Raw genomic sequence first — 15,692 nt, forward strand, 5'->3', positions numbered from 1 at the left:
CAGTGCTTTTATAATACTTGTCAGGAGGTATTATTATGGCATTAGGATTTATTGGTACTGGTGTGATGGGAACGGGTATTATTAATAATTTACTCAAAGCTGGACATCATGTCACGGTTTATAATCGCACCCAATCAAAGGCAGATGAAGTGATTAGTCATGGCGCCGTGTGGGCGGATACACCAGCAGAAGTTGCTCAACAAGCCGATATTGTTTTTAGCATGGTCGGCTATCCCCAAGATGTTGAAGATGTTTGGACCCGAGATGATGGGATTTTTGCCGGTGCTAAACCAGGTAGTATTTTAGTGGATATGACCACTTCGACGCCACATTTAGCTGAGCAACTGGCACAAACTGGCGCGGATTTAGGCTTTAAAGTCTTAGACGCACCAGTATCTGGTGGTGATATTGGTGCAAAGTCTGGTACTTTAACTATCATGGTCGGTGGTGAGGCTGATGTGTTTGAAGCCGTTAAACCAGTTTTTGAAAGCATTGGGCAACAAATTGTGCATGTGGGTTCGGCCGGTAAAGGGCAACACATGAAAATGAGCAATAACATTGGCGTCGCAGCAACAGTCATAACGATGGCAGAATCTTTGGTGTATGCCAAAGCGGCTGGCTTAGATTTAGAAATGGCTTATAATGTTTGGCGTAAAGGGGCTGCTGGCTCTTGGTCAATTGATAACTATACGCCGCGTGTTTTAAAGGGTGATTTTGCTGCCGGATTTTATGCCAAACATTTGCTAAAAGACTTAAGAATTGCACTTGATGCCGCCAAGGAAATGGACATTGACCTCCCTAACACAGCCTTAGCGGAAAAATTGTTTGCAAAATTAAGTGTCGATCACGGGGATGAGGGCGTACAAGCAATTGTGAAATTGTGGGCGGTATTTTCGTCATAATTTGTTGCATTTTTAGTCAATAGTTGTTAATATGGTAGACAGTGTGTCAACACAAAATTTTCTATGTATACCGAGAGATACATAGTCGGAGGATATGATATGAAACGTTCTACCTTAGTCGGCGCAGTTGTCGCCGCTGTTGCAGTTATTGGCATTGGTGCCGCGGTTATCACCAACAATCAGGCTAGTAAAAAGGGCGCGTATAGTGTAGCGCTAGTGACTAGTACTGGTGGTGTTGATGATAAGTCTTTTAACCAATCCGCTTGGGCTGGTATTAAAAAATACGGTCAACAAAATGCACTCAAACAAGGCGTTAATGGCTATTCTTATTTTGTGTCAAACGATAGTTCAGAAATTAAGTCTAACTTGCAACAAGCTGTCAAAGCCAACTACAAATTAGTTGTTGGTATTAGTTTCATGGGTGGTCCGGCAATGAAACAAGTTGCCAAGGCAAACCCTAAAACGCAATTTGCCATGGTTGAAGCAGAAGTACCATATAAAAATGCTGTTTCAATTATGTTCAAATCAGAACAGTCATCTTATCTAGCCGGTGTCGCTGCCGCAACAGCCTCAAAGACAGGTAAAATCGGGTTTGTTGGTGGGGTCAAAGGTGAAGTGTTAGATCATTTTGAAGCCGGCTTTAAAGCAGGTGTCCTAGCCACTAACCCTAAGGCAACGTTCGTGTCACAGTATGCCAATACATTTACGGATGCAGCTAAAGGTAAGACAATTGCTGCTGCAATGTATGCGAGTGGTGTTGATGTGATATTCCAAGCTGCTGGTGCAACTGGTAACGGTGTTTTTGCTGAAGCTAAGGCTGAAAATCAAGCCACTACGGCAGACAAGAAGGTCTGGGTCGTTGGGGTTGATATGGACCAAAAAGCTGATGGTAACTACACAACCAAAGACGGTGAAAAGAGCAACTTTACACTAGCTTCAGCTATCAAACGTGTTGATAATGCAGTCGTTTTGGTGGCTAACCAAGGTAAAAAGGGTAACTTCCCTGGTGGCAAAACAGTCACTTACGGTTTGAAAGAAAAAGGTGTCGATATCGCACGTGACAGTATGCCAGATAACGCTTGGCAAGCAGCACAAAAGGCAAAACAACAAATTTTAGCTGGCAAAATTTCAGTGCCAACTGATCCAACAAAAGTTAAACAATAATTAAGGCTAAGTCAAAAACTTTGATTTACTTGTGCTTGGCTTGAATTCATGGTATGATTATTAGCGAATTGCAAAGTTTTTGCAGGTAAAAATCGCGATTGGAGGTGAACACACATGAAGCGTACATACCAACCAAAGAAGCGTCATCGTGAACGCGTACACGGATTCCGTAAGCGTATGAGCACGAGCAACGGTCGTAAAGTTTTGGCTCGCCGTCGTGCAAAGGGCCGCAAGGTTCTATCTGCCTAACAAGGTCGCTGCTCAGCAGTGGCTTTTTTATTTACAAGTTGAAGCTGATACCTGTATTCAGGCAGCTTTGGCAAATCTAATTTTGAATGCGGGTCAACCGCGTACATAATAGGGAGCCGCGTCACGTTATGAGAAAAACATTCCGTATCAAAAAACCAGAAGAGTTTCAACAGGTTTTTAATAAGCATCATTCGATAGCTAATAAGTATTTTATTGTCTATCAAATGACTAAAACTGATCAAAAGCACTTCCGTGTCGGTTTATCTGTTAGCAAAAAAGTCGGTAAGGCCCATGACCGAGTGTGGGTAAAACGTCGCATACGACAGAGTTTATTAGAATTAAAACCACAAATGCCTCAAGAATTGGATTTATTAGTGATTGCGCGACCAGCTGCCGCACATCAAAGTCAAAAGTTCTTAAAAGAGCAGATGATTCATGTGTTAAAATTGGCTAAGATATTGAAAGAAGAGAATGCATGAAACGTTTTGAGAATATTTTAAAGAGTATTGGCCCTATGCCATTAGTGATGTCAGCCGTGGCATTGGTTTTGATTATTGTTTCTGGTTTATCTTATGAAGGACAGGTTGCGTCCCATAGCTTCTGGAGTGCCATTGTTGCCGTCTTCACCCGTGCCATTTTAGGGGCATCGAGTTGGTTCGGTAATAATTATGGTATGGGTATTATCCTGTTCACGATTTTCATTCGCTTCTTGATTTTGCCATTGATGGTCTATCAAGTTCGTTCAATGATGAAAATGCAAGTGGTCCAGCCAGCATTGAAGGCCTTGCAAGCTAAATATCCGGGTAAGGATACGGAAAGTCGTCAATTAATGATGGCTGAACAACAAGCATTATATAAAAATGCTGGTGTTAATCCATTCGCCTCAATGCTACCATTGATTGTACAAATGCCAATTTTGATTGCGTTGTACCAATCAATCTGGAATTCACCCGTGTTGCGTTCAGGTAAGTTTTTGTGGTTGGAATTAGGTAGCAATGATCCATACTACATTTTGCCAGTGTTGGCGGCACTATTCACCTTTGCCTCATCATGGTTATCAATGCAATCCAATCCAGACCAAAATGGGATAACTAAGGCAATGCCTTACTTATTCCCAGTGATTATCTTTTTCTCAGCCTTGGCAGTGCCTAGTGCATTGTCACTTTACTGGGTGGTGGGTAATGCGTTCCAAACTGTACAAACGTTCTTCTTACAAAATCCATTCAAGATTCGTCGTGAACGTGAAGCAGCTGAAGCACTTGAAAAAGAAAAGCAACGTAAAATTAAAAAGGCACGTCGCGGTAAGCGTAAGTAATACTCAAAAGGGCAATCGGTTGGTTGCCCTTTTTGTATACAATCATGTTTGGAACCGATATATGATATAATATTGTGTAATATTGAAGAGGTAGAGTAAGTGAAAAATTTTATCAAAAATTGGGTTGTACCAATTGTTATTGGATTAGCCATTGCGATGTTAATTCGGACTTTTTGGTTCACATTGGTTAAGGTTGATGGTCCCTCAATGTTGCCTAATTTAGAAAATAGTGAACTTGTTATTGAAAATAAATTAGCAACGATTAAGCGCGGAGATGTGATTGTGTTTGATGCAACACATGAAGATCCGCAAATCAAGTCGGGACACAAAGACTATGTGAAGCGTGTTATTGCAGTGGCTGGTGACACAGTGGAACATCGCGGTGCTAACCTATATGTCAACGGTAAAAAGGTTAATCAGGACTATATTAGCAACGACCAGCGTACCAGTGGCACGTGGGGTGATTGGTCATTGAAGACATTATCATCTCGTGAGGATCTATGGCAAAAGAAAGATCGGAACAAAAGTGTGGTACCTAAAAATATGTATTTTGTCTTAGGTGATCATCGTTCCGTATCAAATGATAGCCGCATGTTTGGCTTTATTGAAAAGAAGCATATATTAGGTAAGGTTTACGTACCATTTTGGAATTCAGATACCAAAGCAAAAGAGAACGTTAATGGCCAATCAAAAGAGTTTTTTGTCAAATAAATTAGCGACCGAACTTGTACTACGCGCAATGCGACCTGAAGATTCAGACGCAGTTGCGCGTATTTATTTGGAGAGCCGACAACATCATTTTTCATGGGTGAAGCACCCTAAATTAGCTGACTTTGTGACCGATTCTCATGGTGAACGGGTGATGGTAGCTGTTTTTGGAAATGAGATTGTTGGCTTTGCGTCGTTATCTGAATGGGATCATTTTTTGCATTTGTTGTTTGTTAAAGAGGGCTGGCAAGGCTATGGTATTGGGGCACGTTTGTTAGAGTGGGCGCGTCAGGCTGTGAATGAACCTTTGGAATTAAAAGTGGTTGTGGCTAACCTTGATGCACAACGATTCTATGACCGCGAGGGTTTTGTCCCAGTCAGAAAATCTCAGCTGGCTAGACCACAAAATGTGACGTACAGGGATGGTAGAAAATGATTGACACAGTTAAAGCAGTTAAAAATTTTAAATGGTATCACGTGTCAAATTTGACGCCGGCGGAGCATCAACGATTGATATCAGAGCATCATTTGACCAATGAAATGATTAATTATGCGGTCGACCATAACGAAAGTGTCCGTATGGAGTATGACCATGCGGCTGATGAAGCCTTAATGGTGATTGATGTGATTTCTTATCATCCTAAAAATGTGGAAACGCGACCAATTGGCATTTTGTTTGCACATGGGGATGTTTATACTTTTACGCACGAGCCAACTGATTACATTAAAACGGTGCTTCTAGAACCACAAAATCAGCAAGTTCGTGCTGCTGATGACGATATCAGTGCTTTTGATTTCATTATGACGGGGCTTTATTCATTAATGACACGCTACGTTGATGAAATTACGGATATTAATCGCAAGAGACGTGTCATTCAAGCGCAATTTGCCGATAAAAAGCGGACAACACAGCAAATGAATGATTTGTTACATTTGCAAACGCAAATGATTTATATTCAAAATTCATTGGCTAATAACCATGCCATGCTGGATAATTATCGGACTGACTTCAAAAAAACGTTGCAAGATTTCGAGTTAGAACATATTGATGATGTTCGTGTCGAAGTTGGGCAAGCTGAGCACATGGCTAATTTGGCAATGGAAGTGATTAATTCAGTGAGTGATGCACTGGGAAATTTGAGTAATCGTGACCTGAACTGGACGATGAAAGTCTTAACAGTCTATTCTATTGTGTTGACTGTACCGACAATTGTCAGTGGCTTTTATGGTGAGAACGTCAAGTGGCTGCCATTTGCTGCGGCACAAAGTGGCTGGTGGGTCACATTAGTCATTACCGCTGCCTTGATGGCGATTGTGAGCCTGCTGTTGATGTTGAGTGGGTTCTTTAGGAAGTGAGTGATAAGGCGCATTGTGAACCAAGTGTGATAAAAAAGAGACTTCCGCGCAGTGGGCGGAAGTCTCTTTTTTATTGTTATTCAGGGCGTTGTTTCAAAAGACCATTCAATTGTTGATGTGAGTGTTTTTCCCAGTGCAGTAGATAAATTACTACCATTATCTAAGTTAATTGCAAATGACTTATTGCTATCATGATTATACTTGACTTTGAGTCGATCCGCGATTGAGTTTCCAGAAGCAAATGTAACGCGGCCGGAACTCAAATTCTGACCACCATAGGTTATTGGTAGATCACTGGCGTCTATTGTGACATCGCCGTCGCCAACCCATGGCTCCGCTTGAGTAACAGTTACATTATAGTTACCGTATAAATAATCTAACGTGATGCCATCGTTCACATCGTTGTTTAAACCTAATTGAAAAGAGGATAGACTGCCTAGGTTAGCCGTCGAAAAAGATAAATTATCAGCCTCATCAATGCGAGATTCTGGTTCTTGAGCCCAAACATAAGTTACGGGGCGTGAAATAAACGCTGATGACCACATATCAGATGTGGATACTAAATTACCCATTGGGTGGTGAACCGAACCGTTCCCAACAATTTGCCAACTTTGCAAACTAGTAGTAAAAGTAGTGTTTGGAATTGGTGTCGAGGCAGGAGGGGCTTCAGTAAAATCAGGAGAGGATTGGAACACAGTAGATACACCTAATTTAATCTGCCACAGGTTATTAGTATTCAGAAACATTTTTTTAACAGTTGCATCAGGTCTGATTATAAAAGGCGTTAAATCAAGTGTTTCTAATTTTTGGGTGAATTGAAACATACTATTATAATTACTGACCTTTTGTGTATTAAAAGACGATAAATTAATTGATTTTAAAGCCTGACAATCAAAAAACATGTTACTCATATCTTTTACGTTGCCTGTGTTAAATGACGTGAGATCAAGAGAAGTTATGTGTGAGCCAGAAAACATGTAAGTCATAGTAGTAGCTGAACTAGTATTCAAGTTTAGAGTTAATGATGTTAAAGCCTTCAATTCAGCAAACATGTATGACATGTCAGTTACTTTTTCTGTGTCTAAAAATGAGGTATTCAAGGTGGTCAAGGATGTGCAGAATCCGAACAAGCCAAACATATTAGTGGCTGATCGGGTGTTAAGAGACCCTGAAGTAAAGGACGTTAGGTTTTCATTTTTGGAAAAAGTTTGTGTCCAATTTTCGGTCTTGTCGCTGTCAACATTGGTACCATTAAAGGTGGTCAAAGAATCTAGACTCGAAAAAAGTTCAGTCACATCCATAGGAAATGTTACGGTACCGCTAAAGCTAATATCTTTAACAAGTGTTTCTGCGTCTGCGCCATAACTACTTAGATTATCTGTTACTGATTGAGAATTTTGCAAAGTACCTGTGTAAAAAACCATCTTGCCAGTGACAGGGTCTAGTTGCCAAGGCGCAGTGCCATGAACACCAAACAAATATTGACTGTTGGACCAAACAAAAGTTTCTGCCTGACCAGCGTTAACCTCCGGTGTGGCATCAGCGAGGCTGGCAGGAGTATCAAATGTTGCACCAGTGGGAGCGTGTGCAGTGCCACTATATACTTGTTGCCATTTGGATTCCTTGACATAGTAGGTGCTGCCACTATCGATTATGTTTGTGTTAATTGATGGCACTTGAAGTAGACCCCAATTATTGTTATAACTAGCGTTTTGAGACAAGGTGAGCTTCCAAAGCTTTGTAGTACCGGCAAACATGTTGGTATGAGTAGTTGTTGATTTTGTAGTCAGAAATGTCGATAGATCAAGCTTCTCAAGCTGAGAACAGTTTTTAAACATTTCAAACATCGTAGTGACTTTTTTTGTGTTCCATCCGGGAAACGAAACGGTGGTCAACTTGGTATCATTCTCAAACATATTACCAAAAATTTGTGCGTTTTCCGTCTTTAAATAATAATTACTATCAAAACTTGTTAAATTTGGTAAATTAGAAAACAAATAACTTGAATTGACAACTAAATTGGCGGTCCCAGTAAAAGAAATGCCTTGAACAAGTGTAGCAGGTATATTATAGCTTTCTAGATTAGCTTTAACCGATAGACCAGATTCAAATTCACCTATGGAGTTACCACCAAAAACCATTTTCCCGTTTGAGGGGTTAAGTTGCCAAAACACAGAGCCGTGATAACCATTGTAATTAGCGTCGTTATCCCAGACAACACTAACCGGCTGGTTGACTGAAATAGGACCAAGAGTTAACATCTGTTCAGTTGATACGGTTCCTCCTTGTGGGTTGTGGTCGTTTCCAGCAACCTCAACAATACGCCAAGAATTAGAGCGAGTAGTGTATAAATTGCCATCATCAGTTGATAATTTGGTACCAACGTTTGGTGCTTCAAGTAATCCACAAGGAGCCAGATCTGTATTTTTCCCGAATGTAATTTTCCATAAATTTGTTGTATTGGTAAACATGTCATTAGTGGCGGTAGTTGAACTGGACGTACGCATTGCACTTATGTCTACTGTTTGTAATGCTGAACAATTGCCAAAAATTCCTGCTACTGATGTTAAAGTAGTGGTTGTTTTGAAGCTAGTATTAGAAATTTTAAGTAGAGATGAATCATTATAAAAAAGTCTTGCTAGGTTCGTGGCGGCATCGGTTTGAAGATTGCGTGCATCAAATTGTGTTAAATTTGCTAAATCAGCAAATAAAGCTGAAGAATCAGAAGGGAGCTCGACTGTTTTTGTAAAGACAATTTTTTTAACAGCATCTGGGTTGACGGCGGCGTTTGTAAGATTTGTGTCTACTCTTTGTGCTAATGTGCCTGTTGAATTAAATGTGAGCAAGCCTGTAGTACTATCAAAAGACCATGAAACTGTACCATTTGTTCCGGATGAAGAAATCCGTAAATTGTTTGATGATTTTGGCTTAGCTTCATCGGCTTCAATTACATCTGCTGCCTGCTCAATTGGCGGTTCCACCGTTGTTTTAAAAGGACCATTGCTTGAATTGTCAGGTAATGTTACAGTCTTTGAATCTTTGGTATCTGTGGTCTTAGAGACAGGGGTATTCTGATTTTCTGGGGGGGTAGATGACGTTTGACTGGCTGACACCGAGATGAGTGGTGTTAGCAGATTCACAATGAGTAAACCAGTTAGAAAGAGATTTTTAAATTTCATAATGTTGCGATGCTCCCAAATGACTATAATTTCGATAAGTCTATTATCACTGTGAAAGATGTATAATTTGCGTGCTAAATATGAACAAATTGTAAACAATTAATGGCTGATTCTTTTAGGGAGAATATCATCAAAAACTTGCATTACTAATAGGTAATTTGATAAGCTATAAACATAAAATAATTGCAGATATAATTGGTTAAAAATGGTGACCTAGTTTCTACCGCACGCCAAAAGGTGCGACTATCGCAAGTTAGTATTCGATTCAAAGACAATGCTGGCCTTTTCTGATAGGGAAATGGTCAGTTTTTTTAATTGTAGCGAGAAATCGAGGGAAAAATGGATAACGCGGTGAAACAAAACAAAGTACAATCTTTGTTCTTAGGATTACAACATGTGCTAGCGATGTATTCGGGTGGTGTGTTGGTGCCTTTGCTGATTGGAACAGCCTTGAAATTTTCGGCGGCACAGATGGCTTATTTAATTTCAGTGGATATTTTAATGACTGGTGTGGCAACATTGCTACAACTGAAGCGAACGCCATTAACTGGTATTGCCATGCCCGTTGTGCTTGGTTCAGCCATTCAATCTGTATCACCCTTGATTAACATTGGTAGTACGCTAGGCATTGGTGCAATGTATGGTGCAACCATCTCTGCCGGCATTTTTGTTTTTCTAATTGGTGGGCTCTTTGCCAAATTGCGTGCTTATTTTCCGCCAGTTGTCACCGGTTCTTTGATTACAGTGATTGGTTTTACATTGATACCGGTTGCCTTACTGAATTGGGCTGGCGGTGATGCGAGTGCCAAAAGTTATGGTGATTTAAGCAATTTATTGGTTGGTTTAGTCACGATTATCATCATTTTAGGTTTCATGTTGTTTGCTAAGGGCTTCGTCAAAGCAATTGCTATTCTATTAGGCATTATCTTAGGTACTGTGTTTGCAGCCTTTTTAGGTAAAGTATCACTTGAACCTGTTGCTTCAGCTGCTTGGGTGCACGTGCCAACGCCATTTTTCTTGGGTGTTCCGACATTTCATACGTCAGCCATTATCACAATGATTGTGATTGTATTAACGAGTATGATTGAATCAACGGGTGTTTACTTTGCGTTAGCTGATTTGACTGGTCGTAAGCTAAGTGCACACGACATGGCCAATGGTTATCGAGCCGAAGGTCTAGGGGTCATTTTGTCTGGTATTTTTAACACATTTCCCTATTCAACCTTCAGTCAAAACGTTGGTGTGGTTAGACTTTCAGGCGTGAAAACGAAACAACCCATTTATTTTGCAGCAATCATTTTAATTATTATTGGTTTGCTACCAAAGTTTGGCGCATTAGCAACGATAATTCCAAGTGCTGTATTGGGTGGTGCAATGTTTGTTATGTTTGGGACGATTGGTGTGCAAGGTGTCAATATTTTACGCCATGTCAACTTTGATTCTGAGAAAAACTTAGTGATTGCGGCGTTATCAATTGGTGGTGGTATTGGTGTGACGGTCTACCCACAATTTTTCCAGCATTTGCCACAAACTATTCAACTGATTGTGACAAACAGCGTGGTCGTGACATCAATTTTAGCAGTGGTCTTGAACATGATTCTTAATGGTAAAATTAATGACGACGGCGAACAAGTAATGGATGGTAAAATAGTTGAAAAGGGGTTAGCACAATGAAATTGTTAGAAGAGCGCATTCAAAAAGATGGTCGGGTATTAAATGAAGACGTCTTAAAGGTCGATTCATTTTTGAACCATCAAATTGATCCAGAACTGATGCAAGCAATGGGACAAGAGTTTGCGCGTTTATTTGCTAATGAGAAGATTGATAAGGTCCTAACGGTTGAAACTTCTGGTATTGCACCAGCCGTTTTTGCTGGATTGGCGCTACACGTACCAGTTGTTTTTGCACGTAAAAACAAGTCATTAACGTTGCCAGATAATGTGTGGACTGCTGACGTCTATTCATTTACTAAGCAAACAACCAATCATATCATGATTGACAAGCGCTTTTTGACAGCAGGCGAGAATGTGCTCATTATTGATGACTTCTTAGCTAACGGTCAGGCGGTTGATGGTTTACTGACAATTGCCCAAGACGCTGATTTACATGTTGTTGGGGCTGGTATTGTCATTGAAAAAACTTTCCAAAAAGGACGCCAGCTACTAGATGAGCGAGGCATTCATGTGGAAAGTTTGGCGAGAATTAAAGCTTTTGTCAACGGTCAAGTTGAATTTCTATAATTGGCTGGCAATTTTTGCGAAATGTTTATGCCATTTTAGGACATCAGCACGATTTTCATGTGCTGAACGAATCAAATAAAATGAGCGATTAAAATTGCTATTTAAAGATTGATAAGGAACGCCATTGGGCAGTGTTTGAATACTGACAATCGACTTACCAAAGTTTTCCGCCAGCATTTTGACAATCACGTCGTTGTTGGCAATGGTTAAAAAATGGTCGGGCACAATGTCTTCTTGTTTGAAATATTGCTGTGTATAGTGGTATACACCAGAACCCTTTTCACGCACCAGCCATAGATCACTGTTAGGATTACCCGCTAACACTAACTGGTCGGTAGCAATGGCTTCACGCACAATAAAATCATGTGTAATCGGCTTTTCAATTAAGCCAATATCAAACTGATGATTCAATATGCCAGCTAGAATTTCCTCGGAATTATGCATTTCGATTTGGAAATCAGTGGTATTGAAATCATCTTTTTTAATATGAGCTACTATTTTAGGCAATAAGACGGTTGCTGAAGTTTGCGAGGCGCCAATCTTGATAGTGGTCCGTCGATTTTGAACAAGACTATCGGTGGTTTTTTGCCAATCATCTAAAAGCGCTAGCGCGCGTTGATACAACATACGGGCATTAGTTGTCGGTGCTAATTCAGTACGGCCATTTCGGTCAAATAGGGTTGTTTTTAACTCGGTTTCCAATTGTTTAATATGGACACTGACGCTGGGTTGCGAGATAAATAATTGGTCTGCTGCCTTTGAAAAAGACCGCGTTTCATAAACTGCAATGAAGGTTTGTAATAATTTGAACATAGTCCATTCCTATTAGTTTTTTTAATTGAATACATTATAAATATTTATTTTACAAATAGCAAACACGGGGGTAATATTAATTGTATTATAAGTTTAAGGATTGACGGGAGAAAACATGAAAATAAAAGCAAATATGGTATCGGGTATTATCATTACCTTAATTTTGTCTTTTGTCGCTAAAATTTTGGCGAATTGGTTACCTTTTTTGGGCGCAGAAGCGATTGCGATGTTGTTAGGTATTTTACTAGGCAACACTGTGTTAAATCGTGATTCATTTGCACCGGGGATGAAATGGGCGGAAAAATATCCGATTGAAATTGGTATTGCTTTGATGGGACTGACCGTAACATTGCGAACCATTGAGAATTTGGGTATCAACGGGTTGGCCTTTATTCTAATTCAAATGACATTAACAATTGTGATTGTGCTATGGATGGGTGGCCGACTGTTTAAGGTCAGTGATAAGTCAGCCATGTTAATGGGAGCTGGCAATGCGGTTTGTGGTTCAAGTGCTATTGCCTCGGTGGCGCCCGCCATTGGTGCCAATGATGATCAACGGCGAACAGCAGTTGCGACTGTTAGTTTAACTGGTGTGGTGTTGTTGTTATTGCTGCCAGTTGTTGGCCCACATTTAGTTGGCAATCATAATTTATTATTAGGTGCATTAGTTGGTGGTGTTGTTCAGTCAGTGGGTCAAGTTGTTGGAACGGCGGCCTTGATTAACCCAACAGTTGTGACCTATGCGACTTTGTTTAAAATGCTGCGGGTTATCTTGTTAACAGTCGTTGTTTTGGTATTTGCTAAGATGGCACAAAAGCGCGATCAAGGAAATGGCGAAGCAAAAGTTGCTTCAAAAGGAGTCAAAATCCCTTGGTTTATCATTGCTTTCGTTATTTTATTGTTAGCCAATAGTTTTTTGCCAATGCCACATTTGCTGACGTTAGGGGCAAAAGAAGTTTCTGGTTTCTTTGGTGTTGTTAACTTAGCAGGAATTGGACTAAACTTGAAACTGGATATTATTAAGAAATCTGGTAGCAAGTTCTTGAGTTATGGTTTGGTCACAGGTTTCGTACAAGTTGTTTTGGCGGTCATTTTAATTCATGTTTTGTTTTAATCGGCCCGAAAGGGAATGATCCTCTATCTCTGCGTTATCAGCGCAACGCTCTACCATTGAGCTACAAGCCTATGATGAAGATGTTTCATGTGAAACATCTTTTTTTGTTAGTCGACTTCGACAGTCACGGTACCAAAATCGTCACTAAATTGTGCTGACCAAGTACCAGCCGTCAAAGAGGGTGGTAGTAAAAATGTGCCGGTTGAAGCATGTGTTCCCGCAGGGAATTTTTTGCCTTGTGAAAATAATTTTCCTACTAACCACTTCAAAGAGAAAACAGGGTTGCCAAGTACTTCAGATCCTTGACCACTGGCTACTTCTTCACCATCGTGGGTGAGAACAGCTTTTACATCAGCTAGTGTTTTGAGCGTCAAGTCAGCGCCGTCACGTGCCGTTCCATAAACAACAGCACCACCAACAGCAGTGTCACTCAAAACCAAATATTTATCTAACTTTGGAAACCAATTGGCAAAGCGCGCGTCCGGCAATTCCAGTGCTGGTGCGACAGTTGTGTGTTGTAGCAATTCTTCCGGCGTCATGTCGGGTGTGAGATCTTCTTTGGCTGTGAAAAGCATTTCAACTTCCACAAGCGGTTCATTATAATCACTCAGGTGAAATTTGGTATTAGAAGGTAAGAATTTGTTAGCAAGTTGACCACCATAAAGTGGGGAATCTGAGTCGAACATCGCTTGTGTTTCAGGTGATGTCAAAGAAACTTTATAGCCGGCGACTGGTTCACCTTTTTGCTTAAGAACGGCATCTTGTACTTGATATGCCTCTTCAAAACTGTTGACAACGCCAACAAAAGCGTCGCGGTCAAGTGGCGTATTGGTGGCGAAAGCCTGATATAAATGGTTAGCTAATTCTTGTGATGTCGTCATAATTTTCCTCCGAGATATTGTGCTACCCAAGGGGGTAGTCACCGTGCTATGGCAAATAAAAAATCTCATTTAATAGCAGTTACGCTATCAAATGAGATTTAGGTCACTTGAAACCGTAACGACAGGCATACAGCGAGTCGTTACGCAAAATAACAACCCGATTACTAAATAATAATAATCGCGTTGATAATTGTGTTGTTTACTTGTGAAGTCATTTGCTTGTTCATGTGCTTAATTATAAAACAATAAAAAAAGAAAAGCAACGTTAATCTTACTTTTCTCATTTTATAATCATTTTTCGATATGATTTGGCAGATATTTTGTGAGGTCTTCCTCGCTCATAAAAGCCCAAACTTTGTCACCATAAGTGACTTGTAAGTGATTATCCTCGCGCATTAGTGTTTTAAAGCCAAGCTTGTGCGCTTGAATATAAGTTTTTTGTAGGTTTTTTGGTACAAAAACAAAATTATCTTTGGCTTGTTGACGTGCTTTTAAAATGGCTTGCCCACGCGTTACAGCGTAGGTGGTGAGTGAGTCATTTTTAATGAAGCTAGCGAGACGAGCACCAATCGTTTGTTTTGGATCATCTAATGCCGTTTTGGCATAATCTAACGCCTGATTAAAATCGTCACGCAAATCAGCTGGTGATACGGCAACAATTTCTGCTAAGCGTGTCAACAAATTACGAGTGTGTTGGGTAGCTGTGCTGCTGAGTGGTTCATCTGGGTGTGCCAATGCTACAACATGATTAAAGGCGCGTGCACCTTCGGCAGTGTGTTTTGGCCAAGGTTGTGGGTTAACAATTGCGTCGATAATCAGCAGATGTAGAAAACTCAAAGCGGTTTGGGAGATACCGTCTAATGAGAATGGATCTGTATCAAACATTCTAAATTCCATGTAATTAGCGCCATTTTGGATTAAATCTTCAATTTCTCCAGGGCCTTTAAGTCGGACTGGACCGTAAAACTCGCTTTTGTCATAGAAATCACCGTTGGCGATGTATTGTCTAATTTGGCGAATGTGGGTTTCAAAATCTGAATAATCCACTAAAATTTCAGGGCGATTGGCAAAACCAAAATCACTGGCGCGCCAAGAACGTACTGGTTGGATATCGAGTCGATTATTGGGTAAGTTGTCAGCACTATTTTCAGTGACAGGACTTGCGCCAAATAGATAGGTTAGCAGCCAACGATAACCAGTGACTTGTTGAGCAATTTGGAAATATAGTCGATTTTTGGCAGCTGGATAGGATTGAATATGATGTTGGGATCCAAACCAATCAATCAAATTATCAGCTGGTGAATAATTGACATGCACGCCGGTCATAATGTGTTGATAATAACCATAGCGAGCGATTAATTCTTCACGATATTCTTGATACCATGGGCGTTCAAAGTGTGTCAATAAGAAGTCAATATCGTCTTCATTGAGATGAGGTGGCATGGAAAGTGGCCAAATGATTTCATCTTCTGATAGTTCATTGCTCAAGATGGTTTGCAATTCATGTAGATGGGCTAAAGCATCCTTTGAAGCATGTTTTGGTGCGGTCACCAGCTCTTCTTGACTTTCTGAAAAATCAGTTTGGAAGTAAGGATTGGTTTTTCGAGTGCCAAGTTGGCGTGAGTGAGGATGCTGCGATAACCGCGGTTTTCCTAATTGGACGCGGTGTTCTTCAATTTCGATTCCAAAGCGCCCAGCAAATAATAGGTCAAGGAGATGATTGCGTTTTAAATGGTCAAGATTTTCGGACATATAATGTTACCCCAACAAT

General features: G+C 40.4%; 15 protein-coding genes, 1 tRNA gene and 1 riboswitch. Of the genes, 11 read left to right on the forward strand and 5 right to left on the reverse strand.

Features of this window, described 5'->3' with window-relative positions; translation table 11 throughout:
- Positions 1 to 35: 35 nt before the first annotated feature.
- The 8 genes from IEU65_RS05565 (at position 36) to IEU65_RS05600 (ending at position 5,694) form a co-directional block, all read left to right on the forward strand.
- Positions 36 to 902: an NAD(P)-dependent oxidoreductase gene (locus tag IEU65_RS05565; RefSeq protein ID WP_010292505.1), complete on the forward strand. Its 867-nt coding sequence runs from the start codon at positions 36 to 38 to the stop codon at positions 900 to 902.
- A 99-nt stretch (positions 903 to 1,001) separates the two neighbouring features.
- On the forward strand, positions 1,002 to 2,066 hold the full coding sequence (locus IEU65_RS05570; RefSeq protein ID WP_010292507.1) for a BMP family lipoprotein: 1,065 nt from the start codon (positions 1,002 to 1,004) through the stop codon (positions 2,064 to 2,066).
- 114 nt (positions 2,067 to 2,180) lie between these two features.
- The gene (gene rpmH, locus IEU65_RS05575) at positions 2,181 to 2,315 is read left to right on the forward strand and encodes a 50S ribosomal protein L34 (RefSeq protein ID WP_002816117.1); all 135 of its coding nucleotides are present in this window, start codon (positions 2,181 to 2,183) and stop codon (positions 2,313 to 2,315) included.
- 128 nt (positions 2,316 to 2,443) lie between these two features.
- A complete protein-coding gene (gene rnpA, locus IEU65_RS05580; protein WP_010292508.1) occupies positions 2,444 to 2,794 on the forward strand; it encodes a ribonuclease P protein component in 351 nt (116 codons plus the stop codon).
- A complete protein-coding gene (locus tag IEU65_RS05585; RefSeq protein ID WP_010292510.1) occupies positions 2,791 to 3,630 on the forward strand; it encodes a YidC/Oxa1 family membrane protein insertase in 840 nt (279 codons plus the stop codon). Before rnpA ends, IEU65_RS05585 begins: the two co-directional genes overlap by 4 nt.
- 99 nt (positions 3,631 to 3,729) lie before the next feature.
- Positions 3,730 to 4,341 (forward strand): signal peptidase I, encoded by a 612-nt coding sequence (lepB, locus tag IEU65_RS05590; protein ID WP_010292512.1) that lies wholly within the window; start codon positions 3,730 to 3,732, stop codon positions 4,339 to 4,341.
- Positions 4,310 to 4,774 (forward strand): GNAT family N-acetyltransferase, encoded by a 465-nt coding sequence (locus tag IEU65_RS05595; RefSeq protein WP_010292516.1) that lies wholly within the window; start codon positions 4,310 to 4,312, stop codon positions 4,772 to 4,774. Before lepB ends, IEU65_RS05595 begins: the two co-directional genes overlap by 32 nt.
- Entirely contained in the window at positions 4,771 to 5,694 is a 924-nt protein-coding gene (locus tag IEU65_RS05600) for a magnesium transporter CorA family protein (RefSeq protein ID WP_010292518.1), read from the forward strand. The genes IEU65_RS05595 and IEU65_RS05600 overlap by 4 nt, the downstream gene beginning before the upstream one ends.
- An 80-nt stretch (positions 5,695 to 5,774) precedes the next feature.
- Here IEU65_RS05600 and IEU65_RS05605 read toward each other — a convergent pair whose 3' ends face one another.
- On the reverse strand, positions 5,775 to 8,873 hold the full coding sequence (locus IEU65_RS05605) for a BspA family leucine-rich repeat surface protein (RefSeq protein WP_010292521.1): 3,099 nt from the start codon (positions 8,871 to 8,873) through the stop codon (positions 5,775 to 5,777).
- Positions 8,874 to 9,040: 167 nt separating this feature from the next.
- Positions 9,041 to 9,138, forward strand: a riboswitch (purine riboswitch).
- A 74-nt stretch (positions 9,139 to 9,212) separates the two neighbouring features.
- Here IEU65_RS05605 and IEU65_RS05610 point away from each other — a divergent pair.
- On the forward strand, positions 9,213 to 10,547 hold the full coding sequence (locus tag IEU65_RS05610) for a nucleobase:cation symporter-2 family protein (RefSeq protein WP_010292523.1): 1,335 nt from the start codon (positions 9,213 to 9,215) through the stop codon (positions 10,545 to 10,547).
- Entirely contained in the window at positions 10,544 to 11,113 is a 570-nt protein-coding gene (locus IEU65_RS05615) for a xanthine phosphoribosyltransferase (protein WP_010292525.1), read from the forward strand. The genes IEU65_RS05610 and IEU65_RS05615 overlap by 4 nt, the downstream gene beginning before the upstream one ends.
- On the opposite strand, the gene IEU65_RS05620 is transcribed toward IEU65_RS05615, so the two are convergent.
- Positions 11,108 to 11,926, reverse strand: a complete 819-nt coding sequence (locus tag IEU65_RS05620) for a LysR family transcriptional regulator (protein ID WP_010292527.1) — start codon at positions 11,924 to 11,926, stop codon at positions 11,108 to 11,110. The two genes, IEU65_RS05615 and IEU65_RS05620, sit on opposite strands and share 6 nt — an antisense overlap.
- A gap of 115 nt (positions 11,927 to 12,041) precedes the next feature.
- On the opposite strand from IEU65_RS05620, the gene IEU65_RS05625 reads away from it, so the two are divergent.
- Positions 12,042 to 13,040: a YeiH family protein gene (locus IEU65_RS05625; protein WP_010292528.1), complete on the forward strand. Its 999-nt coding sequence runs from the start codon at positions 12,042 to 12,044 to the stop codon at positions 13,038 to 13,040.
- On the opposite strand, the gene IEU65_RS05630 is transcribed toward IEU65_RS05625, so the two are convergent.
- The 3 genes from IEU65_RS05630 to IEU65_RS05640 form a co-directional block, all read right to left on the reverse strand.
- Positions 13,041 to 13,111 (reverse strand) — tRNA-Ile (locus IEU65_RS05630).
- Between the two features lie 36 nt (positions 13,112 to 13,147).
- A complete protein-coding gene (locus IEU65_RS05635) occupies positions 13,148 to 13,921 on the reverse strand; it encodes a 2-keto-4-pentenoate hydratase (RefSeq protein WP_010292529.1) in 774 nt (257 codons plus the stop codon).
- A gap of 291 nt (positions 13,922 to 14,212) precedes the next feature.
- Positions 14,213 to 15,673 carry a glutamate--cysteine ligase gene (locus tag IEU65_RS05640; RefSeq protein ID WP_010292531.1) on the reverse strand — a complete coding sequence of 487 codons (1,461 nt, stop codon included), beginning with the start codon at positions 15,671 to 15,673 and terminating at the stop codon, positions 14,213 to 14,215.
- Positions 15,674 to 15,692 lie beyond the last annotated feature (19 nt).

It is taken from the genome of Leuconostoc pseudomesenteroides KCTC 3652 (genome assembly GCF_014634745.1).
Taxonomy (GTDB): domain Bacteria; phylum Bacillota; class Bacilli; order Lactobacillales; family Lactobacillaceae; genus Leuconostoc; species Leuconostoc pseudomesenteroides.

Bases quoted from the DNA above. Each gene is read 5' to 3' on its own strand.
- IEU65_RS05595 (WP_010292516.1), top strand. From the start codon at position 4,310: ATGGCCAATCAAAAGAGTTTTTTGTCAAATAAATTAGCGACCGAACTT.
- IEU65_RS05625 (WP_010292528.1), top strand. From the start codon at position 12,042: ATGAAAATAAAAGCAAATATGGTATCGGGTATTATCATTACCTTAATT.
- IEU65_RS05635 (WP_010292529.1), bottom strand. From the start codon at position 13,921: ATGACGACATCACAAGAATTAGCTAACCATTTATATCAGGCTTTCGCC.
- IEU65_RS05640 (WP_010292531.1), bottom strand. From the start codon at position 15,673: ATGTCCGAAAATCTTGACCATTTAAAACGCAATCATCTCCTTGACCTA.
- IEU65_RS05585 (WP_010292510.1), top strand. From the start codon at position 2,791: ATGAAACGTTTTGAGAATATTTTAAAGAGTATTGGCCCTATGCCATTA.
- IEU65_RS05565 (WP_010292505.1), top strand. From the start codon at position 36: ATGGCATTAGGATTTATTGGTACTGGTGTGATGGGAACGGGTATTATT.
- rpmH (WP_002816117.1), top strand. From the start codon at position 2,181: ATGAAGCGTACATACCAACCAAAGAAGCGTCATCGTGAACGCGTACAC.
- IEU65_RS05620 (WP_010292527.1), bottom strand. From the start codon at position 11,926: ATGTTCAAATTATTACAAACCTTCATTGCAGTTTATGAAACGCGGTCT.
- rnpA (WP_010292508.1), top strand. From the start codon at position 2,444: ATGAGAAAAACATTCCGTATCAAAAAACCAGAAGAGTTTCAACAGGTT.
- IEU65_RS05615 (WP_010292525.1), top strand. From the start codon at position 10,544: ATGAAATTGTTAGAAGAGCGCATTCAAAAAGATGGTCGGGTATTAAAT.
- IEU65_RS05610 (WP_010292523.1), top strand. From the start codon at position 9,213: ATGGATAACGCGGTGAAACAAAACAAAGTACAATCTTTGTTCTTAGGA.
- IEU65_RS05570 (WP_010292507.1), top strand. From the start codon at position 1,002: ATGAAACGTTCTACCTTAGTCGGCGCAGTTGTCGCCGCTGTTGCAGTT.
- IEU65_RS05600 (WP_010292518.1), top strand. From the start codon at position 4,771: ATGATTGACACAGTTAAAGCAGTTAAAAATTTTAAATGGTATCACGTG.
- IEU65_RS05605 (WP_010292521.1), bottom strand. From the start codon at position 8,873: ATGAAATTTAAAAATCTCTTTCTAACTGGTTTACTCATTGTGAATCTG.